The sequence below is a fragment of the Morganella psychrotolerans genome, from assembly GCF_001676155.1.
In the GTDB taxonomy this organism is placed as follows: Bacteria; Pseudomonadota; Gammaproteobacteria; order Enterobacterales; family Enterobacteriaceae; genus Morganella; species Morganella psychrotolerans.
The window spans coordinates 139,902-158,978 of record NZ_LZEW01000001.1 but is presented as its reverse complement, the minus strand read 5'-3'; the positions used below and the strand labels follow the sequence as shown (position 1 = coordinate 158,978).

General features: G+C 43.5%; 24 protein-coding genes. 14 read left to right on the top strand and 10 right to left on the bottom strand.

The window, feature by feature from the left end:
* Nucleotides 1-637: 637 nt before the first annotated feature.
* The 10 genes from AYY16_RS00740 to AYY16_RS00705 all read right to left on the bottom strand — a co-directional run bounded on the left by AYY16_RS00740 (nucleotide 638) and on the right by AYY16_RS00705 (nucleotide 7,632).
* A complete protein-coding gene (locus AYY16_RS00740) occupies nucleotides 638-1,039 on the bottom strand; it encodes a hypothetical protein (RefSeq protein WP_150384784.1) in 402 nt (133 codons plus the stop codon).
* Nucleotides 1,040-1,159: 120 nt separating this feature from the next.
* Nucleotides 1,160-2,047, bottom strand: coding sequence for a type III secretion system translocon subunit SctB (gene sctB, locus AYY16_RS00735; protein WP_067360765.1), 888 nt, complete (start codon nucleotides 2,045-2,047; stop codon nucleotides 1,160-1,162).
* Nucleotides 2,048-2,119: 72 nt separating this feature from the next.
* Complete coding sequence (gene sctE / locus AYY16_RS00730) at nucleotides 2,120-3,004, bottom strand: type III secretion system translocon subunit SctE (RefSeq protein ID WP_067360762.1); 885 nt, start codon at nucleotides 3,002-3,004, stop codon at nucleotides 2,120-2,122.
* A 16-nt stretch (nucleotides 3,005-3,020) separates the two neighbouring features.
* Entirely contained in the window at nucleotides 3,021-3,197 is a 177-nt protein-coding gene (locus AYY16_RS20070; protein ID WP_156664936.1) for a hypothetical protein, read from the bottom strand.
* Nucleotides 3,181-3,675 (bottom strand): SycD/LcrH family type III secretion system chaperone, encoded by a 495-nt coding sequence (locus AYY16_RS00725; RefSeq protein ID WP_067360758.1) that lies wholly within the window; start codon nucleotides 3,673-3,675, stop codon nucleotides 3,181-3,183. The genes AYY16_RS20070 and AYY16_RS00725 overlap by 17 nt, the downstream gene beginning before the upstream one ends.
* Before the next feature lie 15 nt (nucleotides 3,676-3,690).
* Nucleotides 3,691-4,575, bottom strand: coding sequence for a virulence-associated V antigen (locus AYY16_RS00720; RefSeq protein ID WP_067360754.1), 885 nt, complete (start codon nucleotides 4,573-4,575; stop codon nucleotides 3,691-3,693).
* A 201-nt stretch (nucleotides 4,576-4,776) separates the two neighbouring features.
* Nucleotides 4,777-4,968, bottom strand: a complete 192-nt coding sequence (locus tag AYY16_RS21490; protein ID WP_328585659.1) for a hypothetical protein — start codon at nucleotides 4,966-4,968, stop codon at nucleotides 4,777-4,779.
* Nucleotides 4,958-6,937: a type III secretion system export apparatus subunit SctV gene (gene sctV / locus AYY16_RS00715; RefSeq protein WP_328585658.1), complete on the bottom strand. Its 1,980-nt coding sequence runs from the start codon at nucleotides 6,935-6,937 to the stop codon at nucleotides 4,958-4,960. Before sctV ends, AYY16_RS21490 begins: the two co-directional genes overlap by 11 nt.
* Complete coding sequence (locus AYY16_RS00710) at nucleotides 6,930-7,256, bottom strand: hypothetical protein (protein WP_067360751.1); 327 nt, start codon at nucleotides 7,254-7,256, stop codon at nucleotides 6,930-6,932. Before AYY16_RS00710 ends, sctV begins: the two co-directional genes overlap by 8 nt.
* Before the next feature lie 4 nt (nucleotides 7,257-7,260).
* Complete coding sequence (locus tag AYY16_RS00705) at nucleotides 7,261-7,632, bottom strand: hypothetical protein (RefSeq protein ID WP_067360748.1); 372 nt, start codon at nucleotides 7,630-7,632, stop codon at nucleotides 7,261-7,263.
* A 218-nt stretch (nucleotides 7,633-7,850) separates the two neighbouring features.
* On the opposite strand from AYY16_RS00705, the gene AYY16_RS00700 reads away from it, so the two are divergent.
* From AYY16_RS00700 to AYY16_RS00640, 14 genes are all read left to right on the top strand, one after another.
* On the top strand, nucleotides 7,851-9,170 hold the full coding sequence (locus tag AYY16_RS00700) for a FliI/YscN family ATPase (protein WP_082970542.1): 1,320 nt from the start codon (nucleotides 7,851-7,853) through the stop codon (nucleotides 9,168-9,170).
* Nucleotides 9,167-9,559 (top strand): hypothetical protein, encoded by a 393-nt coding sequence (locus AYY16_RS00695; RefSeq protein WP_067360745.1) that lies wholly within the window; start codon nucleotides 9,167-9,169, stop codon nucleotides 9,557-9,559. The genes AYY16_RS00700 and AYY16_RS00695 overlap by 4 nt, the downstream gene beginning before the upstream one ends.
* A complete protein-coding gene (locus AYY16_RS00690; protein WP_067360742.1) occupies nucleotides 9,559-10,392 on the top strand; it encodes a hypothetical protein in 834 nt (277 codons plus the stop codon). Before AYY16_RS00695 ends, AYY16_RS00690 begins: the two co-directional genes overlap by 1 nt.
* Nucleotides 10,393-11,298 carry a FliM/FliN family flagellar motor switch protein gene (locus AYY16_RS00685; protein ID WP_067360740.1) on the top strand — a complete coding sequence of 302 codons (906 nt, stop codon included), beginning with the start codon at nucleotides 10,393-10,395 and terminating at the stop codon, nucleotides 11,296-11,298.
* Nucleotides 11,295-11,942: a type III secretion system export apparatus subunit SctR gene (sctR, locus tag AYY16_RS00680; RefSeq protein WP_067360736.1), complete on the top strand. Its 648-nt coding sequence runs from the start codon at nucleotides 11,295-11,297 to the stop codon at nucleotides 11,940-11,942. The genes AYY16_RS00685 and sctR overlap by 4 nt, the downstream gene beginning before the upstream one ends.
* Nucleotides 11,942-12,196, top strand: a complete 255-nt coding sequence (gene sctS / locus AYY16_RS00675) for a type III secretion system export apparatus subunit SctS (protein WP_067360733.1) — start codon at nucleotides 11,942-11,944, stop codon at nucleotides 12,194-12,196. Before sctR ends, sctS begins: the two co-directional genes overlap by 1 nt.
* A gap of 256 nt (nucleotides 12,197-12,452) precedes the next feature.
* Entirely contained in the window at nucleotides 12,453-12,914 is a 462-nt protein-coding gene (locus AYY16_RS21610; protein WP_412778953.1) for an EscT/YscT/HrcT family type III secretion system export apparatus protein, read from the top strand.
* An 80-nt stretch (nucleotides 12,915-12,994) separates the two neighbouring features.
* On the top strand, nucleotides 12,995-13,663 hold the full coding sequence (locus tag AYY16_RS19470) for an EscU/YscU/HrcU family type III secretion system export apparatus switch protein (RefSeq protein WP_082970541.1): 669 nt from the start codon (nucleotides 12,995-12,997) through the stop codon (nucleotides 13,661-13,663).
* Nucleotides 13,638-14,033, top strand: a complete 396-nt coding sequence (locus tag AYY16_RS19465; RefSeq protein ID WP_082970540.1) for an EscU/YscU/HrcU family type III secretion system export apparatus switch protein — start codon at nucleotides 13,638-13,640, stop codon at nucleotides 14,031-14,033. The genes AYY16_RS19470 and AYY16_RS19465 overlap by 26 nt, the downstream gene beginning before the upstream one ends.
* Before the next feature lie 464 nt (nucleotides 14,034-14,497).
* Nucleotides 14,498-15,322, top strand: a complete 825-nt coding sequence (locus AYY16_RS00660) for a helix-turn-helix transcriptional regulator (RefSeq protein WP_067360728.1) — start codon at nucleotides 14,498-14,500, stop codon at nucleotides 15,320-15,322.
* Nucleotides 15,323-15,421: 99 nt separating this feature from the next.
* A complete protein-coding gene (locus AYY16_RS00655) occupies nucleotides 15,422-15,601 on the top strand; it encodes a hypothetical protein (protein ID WP_067360725.1) in 180 nt (59 codons plus the stop codon).
* Nucleotides 15,602-15,734: 133 nt separating this feature from the next.
* Entirely contained in the window at nucleotides 15,735-16,157 is a 423-nt protein-coding gene (locus AYY16_RS00650) for a hypothetical protein (protein ID WP_156664935.1), read from the top strand.
* Nucleotides 16,135-17,676 (top strand): type III secretion system outer membrane ring subunit SctC, encoded by a 1,542-nt coding sequence (gene sctC / locus AYY16_RS00645; protein ID WP_067360719.1) that lies wholly within the window; start codon nucleotides 16,135-16,137, stop codon nucleotides 17,674-17,676. The genes AYY16_RS00650 and sctC overlap by 23 nt, the downstream gene beginning before the upstream one ends.
* A 70-nt stretch (nucleotides 17,677-17,746) precedes the next feature.
* Nucleotides 17,747-18,937 (top strand): SctD/MshK family protein, encoded by a 1,191-nt coding sequence (locus tag AYY16_RS00640; protein WP_067360715.1) that lies wholly within the window; start codon nucleotides 17,747-17,749, stop codon nucleotides 18,935-18,937.
* Nucleotides 18,938-19,077 lie beyond the last annotated feature (140 nt).

The following is a 19,077-nucleotide window of genomic DNA, read 5'->3' as shown; positions in this document are numbered from 1 at the left end:
CAATTAAATACACAGGCCACAATTTGTGCCCGGTCATCGCCGCGTACAATAACAATCCCCATAAAAACCACAAGGACGTCAGTAAAATATTGAGCATGGCAGACCTATAGTGATGGCATTCCTGCTTTTTGGGAAATACGGTCATTATTGTAAACAGGTGCCGCTCCGGTAAAGACCGGATTAAGACGAGTATCGGTATGTAATTGAGGAAATAAGGAAGAGACAGCGGCGACAACATATAGATACACTCCGGTATCCGGTGACAGCATCCCTTCAATATAATCCGTCACCGCCATCTCTGTAACCTACCTTACTGAAGATGACGCGACAAAAATATCACTATTACATCCGGATTTTATCTCTCTCAACCTATTGTCGTCGTTCGGATTTTTCCGTCTTCTATTTGTATACAGTATTCTGCCGGCGCATCTGACTCTTTAGGTTCATGTGTGACCAAAACGATCGTTATCCCCTCATTTTTCAGCATATTAATCTGCGACCATAGCTGTCTGCGGGTTGCCCGGTCCAGCCCGGAGAAAGGTTCATCCAGTAAAAGAAGTGACGGAGAGGAAATAAGCGCCCGCGCCAGTGCCTATACCGATGCGGACATTACAGCCGGCACAAAGCAACAGAATGCTTATTCAGGAATACGGTTCAACGTTATGTTAACGGCATTTCCCGGTACAACATGCTGCTCCTGCTCCGCCTCAACCGCAGAATGATCCGCCCGCAGCAATTGCACATTTATTTTCAGCGGCTGGTCTTTTGGTGTGAAATACGGCAATTCAAAATCAAAATAATAAGGTAAAACGGAGACTCCGGCGCGTTGCTGTATAACAGGTGCTTCACCGGTTTTTTTTGCGGAAGATACTGTCAGTACCAGTGTCTGCTGCTCATAACGAAAATCCTGTAGCTCAACATGTCCGGTGAGCCGCGCAGGGGGAGGCGGACTGACCGCCACACATCCTGTCAATGCTATCATTGATAAAACTATCATTGATAAAATAGTCACCGGCAAAAAGAAATAACGTTTCATCATCACCCCGCAGAAAAAGAGAATGAATTGTATAAAACGTCCGTTTCCCGGACTTATAATTAACGTCGTAAAAATAGCAAAAGGGCGCTATTGCGCCCTTTGCGTTAAAAATTGTGATTATATTTATGCTCTTGCAGGAACTTGTAAAAAGTCCTTTGCCTGAACGGCATTGTCTTTTACTTTATCCAGCACCGCTTCTGATTTTTTGATAATGTCATCCAGCTTAGTGAGTGAATCACCTTTATTTTTCGCCGCATTATCCGTCGTTTCTGTTTCTTTTTTACCCTGAGTGATCAAATTGTCATTAATAAAACCAGACGCACCCTGCATCAGATTAAGCGCCAGATCTGTCCAGGCTTTGCGGGTTTCCGCACCAGCCTGTAATTCACTTAATGCACTCTGCTGAGAAACCAGAGACGCTTTCAGCTCTGACAACTGGCTTTCCAGCGCAGTTTTGCTTTCTGCGGTCAGATCGGGGTTTTTCAATGCATCCGTCGTTTTGGTAATATCACCTTGTGTTTTATCAATGCCACTTTTCAGTGTATTTTCCTGTTGTGCTGCAACATTGTCCTTATATTCAGTCACACTGCTCAGTATCATTGTCCCCAAAGACAGTGCGCCGGAAATAACGGAGAATGCAATCTGCCAGTTTGAACTCAGATTCAGTTCAGAGGCAGAGGCTTTCAGATTATCTGCTGACGCCGCGTTTTTCAGTTCATTCAGTTTTTCGCTGATCTGATCTTTGGCATCTTTTATATTGCTGAGCAGTGATTGTAAATCGGCCAGTGACGATGACGCTTTATCCAGAATGCCACTCTCTTTTCCGTCTGCGGATGTTTTAGGTGGCGCAATAGTGATGTCTCCCTGAGCCGCATCATTTTTCACAGGTGAATGCCCCATTTCCACCGACGTTTTCACGCCGGACTCCGGCGCTTTCCCCGGTTTAATATCCGGCTGCTGAATATCATTCATTGTAATTACAGCCGTTTTCGGTCCATGAATTGCATCCATATTTATTTCCCTATTTTATAAATTAATGTATTGATTTTATGATGATTACTTTCTTTTTACTGTCTTACTGTCTTACTTTTCTGTAGCAGCCGTTGCAACCAGCCGGGTGACATCCGCTTTTTCCTGAGAAAAACGGGATAACTCAGCCATCGCATCCTGGTATTTCGAGATCATTTTGCCAAACTCGTTCTGAAGTTTTTCCATTGCCTGCTGTAACAACATCATCTGACCTTTTGTTTCCTGAGAACCGGCAATTTCTTTATTGCCCATATTCGCCAGGACAGATGCCGTCGTACCTGAAATAACCGCTCCCGCATCCAGAACGGAGCCGGAAATGGATAACCCGGTCTGTGCCAGCATCTGCCCGGCATGAACACCTTCCTGCGCAACAGCACTGACAGCTCCGCCGCCGAACGTGACAACACAGGTTGCAATCCCCACTGCGACCTGCAACCCGGTCATAGCAGGCCCCAGATATTTCATTACGTCATCATCAATCATTCCGGCTTCTGCCATCTCATTGATAATCTGAGAAGATGCACTGGTTACCGCACTGGCTATCATCATGGCACCGGCGAGCGCCCCCACACCCGTTGCTACCAAAACCGCGCCCGCGATAGCAGAAACAGCCGTGCTCAGCCAACCGAATATTTTGTTTGCTGTCCGAGAACGTTCTGCTTCCTCAAAACGGGTTTCTGCTTCTTTAAGCTGTTCGTGATTTTCGGCAATTTTCTGGGTATTTTCTTCCCGTGCCTGCCTAATCTGACTGACTTTCATCTCTTTCATGTCAGATTTTATCTGTGTCAGCAGCAGCGCCAGCTCTGTTTCAAAGTTTCCTTTCGCCAACGCTTTTTCAATTGTATCTCTGCTGGTGATCAGCGCCTGCCAACTGCTGTGTGCGCCTTTATCAACAATATTATTGGCTTTATCAGCCACCTCCTCCGCGTTATCCGGCAATACGGTATCCGGTTTATCAAGCGGGATTAGCTCTTTTTTTTATCTCTTGTTCCGCCGTCTCCCGGGGTACAAGCAATGGCTCAACCGGTGTTTTTCCACTCTGTTGCACAGAAGAGGATGCAGTTCCGGTCACCGGATTGGTTTCTGCCGGAAAAGCGGCTCTGACTCCGGGTAAATCAGTGACATTTTGCATTACCTGCCTCCGCCTGCTCTGTGGCAGATGTCAGCATCACGCCGGCCTTTTCTGCCAGTGATTCATAACCCGGCTGTGTTTTTGCCAGTAACTGCGCGCCTGCAAATGCCTGTTTTGCGGTACTGAACTCTTTCATATGAAGTAAGCACTCGCCTGCATGGAATGGAAAACGTGGATCTGACGGTGACATCAGTGATGCATAACTGTACGTTTCCAGTGCCTGATGATAATGCTCCTGATGCTGACGGCAGGCACCTAGTGCAAGAAAAAACCGGGAATCATAATGATTAAGAATACACAGCACCTGAAATAAGCTCTCCGCATCCTGATATTTACCTGACTCATAAAAATCATATGCAACGGCATATATTTTTTCCAATTCAGCTTCAGAGATGTTTTTCAGCATGGCTAATGAACCACCCTCAGAAATAAAATCATTCAGCTCTGTTTCTACTGCGTTATTACCAGCAACATCCATGTTATTTTCCTTTAATTATAGAGATCTTGATAAATCCTGAAGTAACGTATCGAGTTTTTGAATAAACCGGGTCAATGCTTCAATTGATGAATTATATATATTACTGGCTTCATTCAATTGAGTGCTTTTTTCATTCACCAGATCATTCAGCGGACGGGAAACATCGCCAACCATACTGGCAAAATGACCTAATTTATTATTATTCTTATCATAGGCATATGTGTTTTCAAGTCCTGTCATTGCAGGTGATGATTTTTTATCACTCTGTAAAAAGTCCTTAATTGACAATATATCTCCGGTAGTTGTTTCCTTACCCGCTACTTTATCCAAAAATACTTTCTCTTTTGACGGCGGCGGTCCGTTAAATTCTTTTGCCGTCATACCATACAATGATGGATCCAGAAGATTCATACCACTATTATCAATAGTGATTTCCTGTTTTGATGATGACATCGCCTTATTAACATTAGACTGAACAATACTGAATATTTTTAATTCAATAGCCAGTTCATGTAACTGTTCTTTGATGTTGTCACGTATTTCCCGCGTGCTATCCACACTGTTATTCATACCCGACAAAATATCATCAGCGATACTGTTTTTCTGAGCGCCGGAGCTAATCACCATCAGCAATGACTTCATATCAATCGAATCACCTACCGTCGAAAGAATACTGTTAATGTTTTTATCCAGCTGAGTTTTATCAATAGTGATATTATTTTTATGACAAAAGCGTTCGATGATAATATCAGGAGAAATCTGTTTACACTCATCATTTCGTAACTTGATACCATACTTATCAAGCACATCTGCAACTTGTTTGTAATTACCGGCATTATAGGGATCATTATCACCCGCAACATTGAAATTCAATTGATTAATACTTGTAATACCATCCATTGCGCCACCTTATTTATCGGATGAGTTCACTTCTTTCAGGTACAAATTTATAATATCCTGAGGAATAGCTAATCGCACTAACACCCTCGCATATTGTTCATAATAATTTTCATATTCCCTGAGGACTGAAATACTATCAGCCAGTGTTTTTTTTTATTATTTTTTCGTTTTCCATGCAAAGAATAATAAGGTAAAAACCCCTTATTTTATGTCATTATCCATCTGCGAGTTTATAACTTCATCTATTTTCACTCTGCCAAGAGGCTGAATGTTCATCGTTGGCAGTAATTCCTGATAAGAAAGAACCGGTAATACCGCAAATTCCTGTTCAATAAACCGTTTTACATAACGGCGGATATCCCTTGATACAATAAGCACTGGTTTATTCATCATTTTTTTGTAAATCACCCAGCATAGCTTTCATTGCCGCCATTAATGTTTCATGCACCATTGGTGGCAACGCCAGATAACTACCGGAAATAGTCTGCCGGATATGACTGCGGATAAGGTCTTCCAGTTCGTGATCATATAAAAAGGCCGGCAGAACATGATTACCATTGCTGTATTTGTGACAAATATAGCGACTCAGTTCACCGCGCACATATTCAGTCAGCATAATAATATCTTTTTCATTCTGTCCCCACGCAGTCAGTGCTTCCAGAATGGTGCGCATATTACGGATAGAAATATCTTCCGCCACCAGCCGTTGCAGAACATCCGTCATTTTATAGAGCGGAACCACCCGCTGGGCTTCCCTGACCAACTCACTGAAACTTCCTTCCATCTGTTCAAGTAAATAGCGGGTTTCCTGAATACCAATAAAATCAGCCGCGTATTTTTGTAATATAAACGCCAGGTGTGCTTTAATAATCGCCATAGACGATAAACAACGTAAACCAGTTTTTTCCGCACGCTCAGCGCCCTTGCGCTCAATCCAGTAAGCCGGTGAACCATCAAACCATGCTTCGCCTTTCTCATACACAATACCGAGCATGGTCAGTTGCTTCTCCTCTTCTCTCACTAATAACTTATCTTCCGGTAAAAGCCCCTCTCCGACCGGAACCTCCTGTAATAAGATCCGATAAGAATCAGCCGGGATATGCTCAGAAAAATGCAGATAAACACCGGGAAACGGCACTCCCAGTGAGAGATAGAGACTGCGGCGCAGCTGTACTAAAGCCTGATTAAAATCATCGGCATACAGTCTGTCATGTAATGATGTGCTGAATTCCATCAGTAACGGTACAGTCAGTGCGAATGTTTCCGGCTCAGCCAGTGCATCATCACTGTTGCCGGATTTTGCCGCCTGATTTGCCGAACGCAGCACAGGGGCTCCGGCACCACCGGCCACCGCTGCACTCAATGATTGTTCCTGCTCCCCTGCCTGATCCCGTATCCGGCGCTTTAACAGGTATCCTCCGCCGGTTAATATCAGCGCCAGGATCATAAATGTCAGTACCGGAAATCCGGGAACCATACCAAACAGGAACAATAAAAAGCCACCGACCTGCAAAGCCTGCGGCTGTCCGGTTATCTGACGCCCGATATCATTCCCGAGATCCGCGGAATCTTCGGAAGAAACACGGGTAACAATAATACCTGACGTAACCGCAATTAATAATGCGGGGATCTGAGAGACCATTCCGTCACCGACAGTAAGAATGCTGTAGAGTTGCAGGGCATCCCCCGCCGCCATTCCTTTTTGTCCTGTGCCGATAGCCAGCCCGCCGAGAATATTGACACAGATAATCACCAGTCCGGCGATAGCATCGCCCTTGATGAATTTCATTGCACCATCCATCGAACCGAACATCTGACTCTCTTTTTCCACTTTTTGACGCCGCTCGCGGGCTTCATCCATGTCAATAACGCCTGCGCGCATATCACCATCAATGCTCATCTGTTTGCCCGGCATCGCATCAAGGGAAAACCGGGCACTAACCTCGGCCACACGCTCAGCACCTTTGGTTATCACCAGAAACTGCACCACCGTGATAATAAGGAAAATCACAATGCCCACCACCAGATTACCACCGACAACAAATTCACCAAATGTCGCCACAATCTGCCCGGCATCGGCTTCCAGCAGGATCATCCGCGTTGTACTTACCGCCAGCGCCAGGCGGAACAGCGTAGTTACCAGCAGAACAACCGGAAATGCAGAAAATTGTAATGGTGACCGGATATACACCGCCATCATCAGTAATGTGATTGATATCATCATGTTGATGGCAATCAGAATATCGAGCATAAAATCCGGCAGCGGCAGGATCATCATAAAAATAATAGCCAGCAATAACAGTGCGAGAAAAATATCCTGCCGGCCGGCAATACGCAGAAGCAATGAACGGGGATCAGCCACAGCACACCCGTTTAATCAGATAACGGTAATAGACCTCCAGCGCTTCGCTATGCAGCCCCTCCTGCTGAAAAGCCAGCGCCTCACACAACAGCAGATTAGCATCACAATATCCGCTCTGATGCAGCAATGCGCACTGAAACAGCGCTTCCTGCCCCTGCTTATCTTCAATTAATGCAATAATTAATATTTTGCGGGCGCGGATATGATCCGGCTCATAAATAAGTAACGTGCGTAATAACGTAATACTGTTATTAATAAACCCATACTGAAATTGTAGCCAGGATTGCTGGAGTAATACTTCAATTTGTAATTGATTCATGACATTACACTTTTATCATTAAATTTTTGTGGGATAGCAGGAGTAACGTATTTTCAAGTAGTGAGCTTAGGATCGAAAAAGCAGCAATGATGTCAGGATCAGACTCTGGTTTTATTAATAAACAGAGGTCACTTAATAATTCATAAAATAATGCCGGTTGTCCGATCAACTGCGGATCAATTACCGGCTGTATGGCGAGATACAACCTTTCACGTATATCTCCGCCATCATACAACGCTGCCAATACAGACGGAAAATGCCCGCTGTATTCAGCGGATGGCACCGTTTTCATTGCAACAGGTGTCATTGTGGCGGACATTTCCTGCGGATCACTTTCCGGCAGGATAGCCCCGTAAGCAGGAATACCATTAATCATCAGTCACCTCCTCAGAAAGGATATACCCAACGTCATTCAGGATGCAGCCAACGAACCTGCAGTCTGAATGAATAAGGGTATAACGGCATTTCCTCAGAAATATCCCGACAGTTACATCCGCTTATTTTTATATTTCATTTACCGTTTTTACTAAAATTTTCCCCGTGGCTGTCAGCCTGACCGGTTTATTTCAGTCAGACTGATGCGGAGGAGTTTTCATGACAATAACCACACTACGCACCCGCCTGAAACAGCAGCAGCAGGACATCACCGGTAATGCATTTTTTACCCCCCACGGACGGGTGCTCAGTGTTACCGGTACATTGATCCGCGCATCAGTCAGTCACGTTAAAATCGGTGAAATCTGCCTTCTGCTGACACAAAAAAATCAGCTGAAAGCCGAAGTTGTCGGGCTGGATGGTCAGGATGCGTTACTCGCACCTTACGGTGAGCTCACCGGTATTTCTGCTAATACAGCGGTCACAGCAACCGGCTCCCCATTGCAGATTGCCCTGTGGCCTGCGATGACAGGACAAATTCTCAACGGTCTGGGGGAATCGCTGATACCGGTTACGCTGCCACCGGATGTCTCGTACGGATTACTGAATAATCCCCCGCCGTCTGCACTGAACCGGAAGATGATTACCACACCGCTGTCTCTGGGCATCAGAGCGATTGATGGTCTGCTGACCTGCGGAGAGGGACAGCGTATGGGTATTTTTGCGGCAGCCGGCGGCGGAAAAAGTACGCTGCTGGCAGCTATTATCCGTAATACACAGGCAGATATCTGTGTATTGGCACTGGTCGGTGAGCGCGGACGGGAGCTGAATGAGTTTATTGAGCACGACCTCGGTGAAGAGGGGCTGAAAAAAGCGGTACTAGTCGTTTCAACCTCAGACAGACCCGCCATTGAGCGCGCCAAAGCCGGTTTTACTGCCACGCGCATAGCGGAATATTTCCGTGACCGGGGGAAACGGGTACTGCTGTTGATGGACTCAGTCACCCGGTTTGCAAGGGCACAACGGGAGATTGGATTAGCCGCCGGAGAGCCTCCCGCCCGGCAGGGATATCCGCCATCCGTTTTTGCACAGTTGCCGGTGCTGATGGAAAGAGCCGGACAATCTGACAAAGGTTCAATTACCGCCCTCTATACCGTCCTGGTGGAAGGCGACGACCTTAATGAACCGGTAGCCGATGAAACCCGCTCTATTCTTGACGGACACATAGTCCTGACCCGCAAACTGGCGGAGATGCAGCACTATCCTGCCATTGATGTTCTGAAATCGGCTAGCCGTGTAATGAACCGGATAATCCCCGAAAATCAGAAAAAAGCAGCCGCTTCCATAAAGACGGTTCTTGCTCAGTATGATGAACTGGAATTCCTTATTCAGCTTGGTGAATATGAGCCCGGTAAAAATCCGGATAATGACAATATAATCCGCAGATACCACGCCATTATGCACTGGCTGAAGCAGGGTACTGATGAATCACAGGATTATGCTCAAACCTGCCGGGAAATCACGGAGTCCGCATTATGACCGGAGCAGTTAACAGCAGACATGCCCGTATTCTGCGCTATTACCGGCATCAGTCGGAACAAACAGAAGCACTGCTGACTGCCGCACGCAAAGCCCTGCAACAGTTGGGCAGCCAGCAGGCGGAGCTGGAGCAGCATAAAGCGGCATTGATCCTGAGCCACTGCGCACTCACGGCTCATTTCAGCATTACGGCGGACACACCTGCCTGTAGGCTGAATACCCTCTGTCAGCAGTTAAGTGACCTGAATGCCGATGCGGAACGTGCTGAAAGCGCACTCCGGGAACATGCGCAGATAACAGAATCTGCCCGGGCACATTTGAATATTCATCAACGCCGTCTGAAACAAATTGATGTGAAACAACAACATATTTCCCGGCATTTTTCCTGATGGCACATTTTTTATCATTTATGCCATTCGTGATGCCATCTGCCGGCGCGGTACTCTCACCCGCCCTGAAACCGGCTGCGCGGCTACCCGGCACAGTGACAGCAACGACTGCCGAAGTCCGGCTGTTTTTATCGGTAATGCGGAACGGAAAAACGCCGTTATTACCTGAAAAATTACCCCGACCCACTGAGCAAAAAAAATCTCCGGTATTTTTATTACCGGCTCACATTTTATCTGACATAAAACAGAGCGGTAATAAAACATCAAAAGCGAAAACAGTACCGGATACTGCCGGTAACACAGGCAAAAAAGAGCATGAGTCACAATACAAAACCGGGATATCCGGATTCAGTAAAATCCCGGACAAACAAGAACTGCGCATGATCCAAAATATCGCTGCTCACTATATTACCCGGCGAGATACAGCAGAAAAAACCAATCACCACAAAGACAGTATTACGGATGTCCCTGCTGATACCGCATTTCCGGCTGACACCACAAGGGTCACAACCCATCTTCACATCAAACAGGCAGATGTTATTACACGTATCAGTGACACACTGGTTACCGGGATAACGCATATCTCGCGGTCAACTGAAACACTGAGCACCTGCAACGCAACCTTTCCGGCACTGGGTGAGATTAATTTCACTATCCGCAGCCGTGCTGACGGATTGCATATACACATTCAGTGTCCGACGGGCGGACAGGCTTTTCTTCAGTCGTGCCTGCCTCAGTTACAGGAACGACTGGCACAAAAAATTCCGCAACCCGTGACGATCACGCTGACCGGTAATATGTCCGGATCACCCGCCGCCATAAGGCGCAGATAAATGACTGACAAGCTGAGCTGCCCGGTCATCATTCTCAGTGAACAGGATATTGCTGCCATCTACCTGCGGGAACATTATCAGACTCACTATAGCGCCGGGACAAAGAACGCGGAAGTTTGTTATCAGACACAAACAACCGAATTGGCGCTGACTGTCAGCAGGCAGGGACATAGCGGGTTTATTTATTGTTCTTATGCAGATCTTGCTATTTTACTGGAGGATACATTATCAGGTACAGATATCCGCCTGCTGCCGGATGAAATACTGATTGCGTTAGTATCCGCATGGCTAAATGCATTCTCAGCCGGGCTATCCATCCAAAAGATAAAAAAAGAAGAACAAGAAATCACCGGTATCTCTGTTATTTACTCCGGTTCTATTTTTATTTTCTCTGATATTTCACTGATTCATTCACACCTTAAATCTATTCCTGACTCTATAGCGCAAATACCCATTGAAATTCGCCTTTGCTCTCCCGCTTTTTATCTTGCCTACAGTGAGATACTGACATTACACGCTGATGACCTGATAATCAGCCCGCTGGCAGATAATAACAGTGCGGTGTCAGTATATTACCGGCACTACTCTGTTGCGGCAGGTATACAGCTTTCAAATAAGGTGACTATCCGAAAAATGACAACGCTCTCCCGGCACCATACATCATTATCACCGCTGAAAGGCAGGCTTTATTTTGAACTGGCTGAAACGGAGATAAGCCTGGCTGAACTCGCCGGAATGAAAACGGATTCGTTAATTGAATTAACTGATAAAACAACAAACTACATCCGTATTTTTTGTGATGAAACACATATTGCCAATGGCATACTTGTCTCTTTCCAACAACGCCTGGCGGTCCAGATAAAAGAATTTACCGGCTTACAGGCCGCTCCCGGCACCGGCTCATGAATTTATCTGATCCACTATTTTTGATTGCTCTTCTGGCATTTCTTTCTTTTATACCTGTTATTATCGTGACCGGTACTGCCTTTATAAAAATAGGGATTGTATTCTCACTTCTTCGTAATGCGATTGGTATTCAGCAAATACCCTCTAACCTCACCATGCATTCTTTTGCGCTGATCCTGACATTATTTGTCATGGGGCCGACACTGTTTGATATTAAAGAAATTATAGATACTGAAAAACTATCCGGTGACCCGGTTTACCTTGCAGACACCGTTATGCGGGCAGGTGACATATACAGCCGGTTCTTAATAAAAAACACAGCACCGGAGAGCCGCCAGTTTTTTCAGCAAACCATTCAGACTATCTGGCCGGAAAAATATCATCCTGCGCAGGATAATCCGCCATTCTATATTCTGTTACCCTCATTTACACTCAGTGAGCTCATCAGTGCATTTAAAATCGGTTTCTTACTGTATCTGCCATTTCTCGCCATCGATTTTATTATCTCAAATATTTTGCTGGCGATGGGAATGATGATGGTATCTCCGATGACAATATCCCTCCCCTTAAAATTACTCTTATTTATAATGATTAATGGCTGGGAAAAATTAATCCGTGCTCTGCTTTTCAGCTATCACTTCTGATGATGGATCCACAACTGCTTTTCTACGCCGGAAAAATGCTCTGGCTGATTTTTATTTTGTCACTGCCGACAATTCTTGCAGCCACTATCGTCGGGGTACTCGTGGCAATCGTGCAGGCTATTACACAGATTCAGGAACAAACACTGGGTTTTCTCTGTAAACTCACCGCTGTTATTATAACCTTGTTTATGACACTGAGCTGGTCAGGGCAGCAATTGCTGATATTTTTTAATCAGATATTTGCACTGCTATGATGGTATTCACTGACCTTATATATCCGTTTTTTACTTCACTTTTTCTGGCGCTGCCCAGGCTGTATGGTTTTTTTTTTACTACTGCCGATGATGAATAAGTCACTGTTCGGACACCGCCTCATCAATCATGCCATTGTATTATCACTGGGATTTCTTATCAGGCAGCACCTGCCAACACCCTTACCAGAGATGAGCACATGGTTCTTTTTCTTTATTATTATCAAAGAGTTTTTTTACCGGATTACTATTTGGTGTCATTGCTGTCATTCCCTTTTGGGCAATGGAAGCTGCCGGACAATGTATTGATCAGCAACGCGGGGCAACCACAGGAAATATACTCAATCCGCTTTCCGGTCAGCAGGCATCGCTGACCGGCATTTTTTTCTCTCAGTATCTGATCCTGTTTTATCTGACGTCCGGCTTATTCTTTCAGCTAATTGCTTTATTTTTACGCGGATTTATCTGGTTCCCGGTTTTCAATTCACAATTTATATTTCCGGCCACGCTTATTTCCTTATTTTTTGAATTAATCACACTGTACAGCCACGCTGTTGTAAATTTTGCTCTTCCGCTGATCATTCCCATGTATCTGACTGAAATTGCGCTGGCTTTCGTCAATAAGTTTGCACCTGCATTAAATGTTTTTGTAATTGCAATGCCGGTAAAATCCGCTGTCGCACTTTTTTTTTGCAACCGGCTATGTCATGATAGCGAATGACCCGCTGACAACGTTGATAAAACAAACATTCACACTCATTTCTACTCTCAACATTCCACTATTATGAATTCAGAAAAATAATGAGCGGAGAAAAAACTGAACAGCCCACCACTAAAAAACGCCGTGACAGCCGCAAGCAGGGAATGGTTTTTAAAAGCCGCGAATTATTACTTTTTCTGACCTCATTGTGTCAGATTACCGGTCTGATATTTTTTGCACCTCAATTGTATGCCGGTTTTTATGTACTGCTACAATATATACTTGAACAGTCCGTTACCGGGTCACTTACTTTTGTTATCTCTCATACTGCCACTCTGTTTATTCAGGAATTACTTCATCCGTTACTTTTTCTCGCTGCAATATTTATAGCCGGGATTATTATCAGCCATGTTATTCAGTTTGGTTTGCTGATGAACATATCTGCACTGAAAGTTGATATAAGTAATATCTCACCACATAAAGGTATTAAAAAAATCATATCGCTGAACAATGTATGGGAGTTTATTAAATCCGTTATTAAAGTGAGCTTACTGGCTGTACTGCTTTTCCGGGTTCTGCTCTATCATTATCCGACATTCAGTCGGCTGGTTACGGTCAATATTCAGGAGAATCTTGTTGTCACCCATCATATCGGGATGATATTGCTTTATCTGTTTTTTGCCGGGCTGTTCATCATTGTCCTGGCTGATTTTGTTATTTCGCTGTACGGGCACAGTAAAAAAAATGCTGATGTCACGGGAGGAAATTAAAAATGAATATAAGGAATCTGAAGGAAACAGTGAGATAAAAAGCAAACGCAGGCAAATTCATAAAGAGATACAGCAGCAGGATATGCGGACTGCGGTCAAAAAATCCCGGTGTATTGTTGTCAATCCGACCCACTATGCCGTTGGTATTGACTACCGCGAAGAGAAAACACCTTTACCCGTCATTACCTTTAAAGAGCAAAATGATATTGCCCTCATTATCCGCCAAATCGCCCGAGAGGAAGGTATCCCCCTCATAGAAAAAAAAGTATCTGGCCCGTTATCTTTATCGATTTGGTCATACCGGCAGTGCAGTTCCTCCTGCGACCCTGGAATTAATAGCAGAAATTCTATACTGGCTGGAAAAAAGTGATCAGGATAAAGCTGAATCAGCGGATTAGCGCTACAACAATTAGCTGTAAATAAAAACAATAAAATAACATTTAATGAGATCATAAATACAATACATGAAAATTTATTCATAAAACTTACGTTATTTTTATTTCAATAGCTTCTGACCTGTCACTTTACTGTATCTTGTTAAAAATAGTGCGCCTATGTTTATTTTTTGTTTTTATAACATTAAAATAACAACCGTCCCGCAAATGACAATTAACATCATAACCTCATTAACAATTACTTAATCATCTGATTATGACTTAATTTATTCATCATGTGAATAAAGAACCATCCAAAGCCATAAATAAAGCCACTAATGCCATAAATTTACTTATAAAAGTAGAAAGCATCGTGATTAGCTATATAATTATCTATATTGAATGGATTGAATCTGTTCCTCTTATTTTATTGCACAGCATTGTTCACTCAGAGATGCCTATGAACTTATGTACATTATCCGATAGTAATACTATCAGTATACAGCCTGTTATTATTGATTCATCAGAATTCAACATTATTGAACAACAGGAAAAAGGGTTGTATATCCTTATGTCCGGATCAATGAAATGGCAGGATTGCACTAATTCCTTCACGTTGAATAAGAATGAAGTTATCTTCTCCAATCAGGGAAGCTATGCTTATCAACATATATCCGGCGAGATTTGTTTATTATGGATACCTCTCAGCAGTGATTTCTTACGCGATTTTCTTCAGCGGTTTTCTGATACTCTGAGTCATTTACAACGGATTACAGAACCAACATCTGGTATTATTTGTTTTTCACATTCAGATATGATGGAAGACAGTATTACAGGATTGTATAATGCTCATCAGAATAATACGCCCGCTGCTCTGATGAAATTAAAGCTGGAAGAACTATTACTTATTATAGCGCTTAGTGAACAAGGAATACGGTTAATGTCCGTATTACGCCAATTAAGTAATCGCCAGGCTGAACGTTTACAGACATTTATGGAAAAGAATTACCTTAATGACTGGAAATTAAATGAGTTTTCCAAAGAATTCGGGATGGGACTGACAACATTTAAAGAATTATTCGGTTCCGTTTACGGTACATCTCCCCGCGCCTGGATAAGCGAGCGCAGGCTTCTTTTTTCTCATCAGTTATTGCTTAACACGCAGATGAGCATTGTAGATATTTCAATGGAAGCCGGATTTTCAAGCCAATCCTATTTTACACAAAGCTATCGCAAGCGCTTCGGGTTTACACCAAGTAAAGCCAGGTCCAGTCATGTAATATGACGAATAGTGATAAAAAGGTAAAATAAAAATCACACTAATACAGGCTGAGTTCTGCTAGGCTACCCTTTTGATATACTTTATATCTGACCAGAGGGAATTATGCTTAATAAAACTAAAGATGCTGTATTTTTGTCCGATAATGAAATCCATATATTTAATGAACTATACGATGAAAACTATTTATTATCAAAATACATTTGTCGTGAAAATATAGATGCGTTAAAAATAACACCGTGGTTTAAGCGAAAGAAAAAAATGGAAAATACCATTCAAATATAATGATTTAACCATGATAAGAAACGCCATACGTCACCATCCGGATAATTGGGTAGATTACCTCGCTGATACTATCCTGTTATCTGAATCACGTTATTGGACTGACTGGCTGATTACAGAAACCTATGAATACTGGTTGAATAATAACTATGGTGATTTAAATGCATTAAAAAACCAGCATCAAAAATATGATACCGTACGTAATCAGTTGTCTGCTTTAATAATGCTTTATACAAAAAACAGAGCATTAACGGGAGACGATATGATCACGCAAACGGAACGGAAATTAGCTGACTGCAACGATAATTTGTCTCGTCTTAAAATGGATATAGATAAATTTAATCAGTCGGTTCCGTTTACTCAGCGTGATTTTTATGATGCATTTCGTGCGGCTATTTATCACAACAATGTACTGCAACATTCCGCTGTTCCGGAAGAGTTACAAACAGTTATTGATTCCATTCTGTTACTGAAAGAAAATAATAATAATGAATTTTTGCATAAATGGTTGTATCAGAGAAATATCTGCCTGCAAGGTGACATATTGCGCTGGCACTGATTTCATCCGGAAAAAGAATTATCTGACAGGGCGTTATTTAGCAGGGATAGTAATATCCCTGCTTTTTTCTGTTTGTCAGGCCGCTTCTTTTACATCAGATGAACCCTACAGTTTTATTGCAAACAATACCCCACTCGCTGAGGTACTGAAAGATTTTGCAGACAACAATGACATTCAGTCAGACATCAGCCCTGATATTACCAGTTTTGCCAACGGACACCTGACAGCAGATACCGCGACAGAATTTTTGGATAATCTCTCCCGCCTTTACCGTCTGGAAACCTATTTTTATAACAATACATTATATGTCAGTAAAAAAAACAGTAACCGGACACAGAACATCCGGCTGAAATCGCTCACCACCGGACAGGCACAAGCACTGTTGCAGGAAACTGATATCGCAGATAACCGCTGGAAAATGACAACCAGCTCACCGGATCAGCTCCGGCTATCCGGCCCGCCTGCATATATTAATTTTGCCCGGTTGGTAATTGATGCCAAAGAAAATGAATTAAGTGAACAGCGTCGTTCCCCGGAACAAACTATTGCTATTATTCCTCTCAAATACAGTTCTGCCGTAGACCGGGTTATTCAATACCGGGACAGTAAGATAACCGCACCGGGTGTTGCCACTATTTTGTCGCGTATTCTTTCCGGTCCTGTTCATCTGCCGGGCTATAAATCGCCCGAAGGACAAAGTACATCTCAGGGTGTAATAAATGCCGACCCGACACTGAATGCCATTATCCTGCGTGATATACCGGAAAAAATCACCTTATATAAAGAATTAATCCGGCAGTTGGATATTCCGACATCACGAATAGAAATTGCGTTATATATTATCGATGTAGATACGCAAAATGCTGAATCCCTCGGTATTGACTGGGGCGGAACACTCAGTAGCGGAAATACAAAAATCAGTATTTCATCAACATTATCACCGCAGAGTTCGGCTATCGGTACATTACTTAATCAGAGCGGTCTGAATCAATTACTGGCAAATGTTCATCTGCTGCAAAGCAAAGGTTATGCCCGAATGGTATCACGCCCGACAATTCTGACCCTGGAAAACAATCCGGCACTGATCGACCATAATGAAACCTATTATGTCAAAATCAACGGTGAACGGGTTGCTGAATTAAAAAGCATCACCTACGGTACACTTTTGCAATTAACACCGCGCATTATCCGGGAAACAAAAAATACGCTGCTGGATATGACACTGCATATTGAAGATGGCAATCAAAAAACAGGAAATAGTAGTGATGATGCCATCCCGACTATCAGCCGGACCGTTATTGATACCATTGCGCGGGTTGAATTAGGACAATCACTGCTGATCGGCGGTATTTACCGTGATGAAGAACGGAAAACAGAATCACGGGTTCCGTTACTCGGTGATATTCCCTGGCTTGGCGCTCTGTTTCGCAGTGAAACAGTACAAGATCGCCAAGCCGTCAGGCTGTTTATTATCAAGCCCCGGATTATTGACTACGGCAAGCCTTCCGCCCCGTTATAAAACAACACTATACCCTTATTCATTCAAACTGCAGGTGCGTTGGGTATATACACTAAATGATTGTCATACTATGAAAGTTACTTTATCTGTTTTATCGGGTCTGCATCGCGGTGCGGTGGCGCATTTTACAGTGCCGCCCTCCGGCACTACACCCATTGTGATAGGAGCAGATGCATTTAATACTGATATCACGTTACTGGACCCCGGCATTCAGCCTGTACACTGTCGTTTAACAGCGGATCAAAAAGGTCTGTGTCTCAATGAAAACAACGGCAACACCCCCTTGTCCCGGGGACTGCATAACATTCAGCCCGGTGATTATATTTTATACGGGAAGCCATTTGAGTGTGCCGGAATCAGTCTGACAGCACAGTGTGCATCCGGCGTAAAACCATTTTCCCGCCGGAAAGCTGTTGTTTTTTTTAGTACCATAATGTTGATTTCACTGATTATTTTAGTCTTTTTTATTCGGACGCCTGCCACCGCCACATTAACCGAACGATTTTTATCCGCGGAGCCTTATCGTTGCCTCTCGTGGGAGGTTATGGATAACCAATTGATTATAAATGGTTTTGTAACAACCAGTGCGGAGGAAAAATTAATTGCCTTTTTTATGCAGCAGGATATTTCTTACCGCCTGAGTGTCATAACCCCGGACACCGAACAACGGAAATTGAATGACTGGCTAAATTCCCGACCCAATAATCATCTGACCGCTGAATTAAGCAATGCCTGCGGGCACCTTGAAATTCAGGGGATACGGGCACCGCATCAACAGGATGAGTCACTTACCAATGTACTGCCGGTAATGCTTGTATCATCAGAAGAATCTATTGATGACAACTCAACAATCACTGACGAATATATAAAAAAGTTAGATTCACTGATAAATACCCTTCAGCTCAAGAGTGTTATCCTCGATTTTACGTTTTCAGCTCAATTGTTTAGTGTCACTCTCAGCAAGAGTGCAGATAATACAGTTAAAAAACAGTTGAATATACTTCTTGATGAATTTAATCAGGATTTTAAGTTTAATTATCAGCTGGATATCCGGGTGCAGCCGGTCAGTAAACCCAAACTGGTCGTCAGGGCAATTTCACTCGGAAGAGTACCTTACGTTATTTTACATGACGGGAAAAAATATCAGGCAGGCTCCGCACCCGATAAAGACACCCGGATTATTTCTATAAATAAGGAGCAGATGGTGTTGCTGTATAAAAATGAACAGTACACCATCACATTCACAGATGATAAAAAATGATGATGCGTTTGACTGCCTTATAAAAAATCATGCCGGGTTTCTGATGCGGATACAAAAATTGCAGGAAGAGAATACCGCCCGGCTGTCAGCGGCAAACAGTAAACATATTTTTTCTCAGCTCCGGATAAAATCAGAGGCAT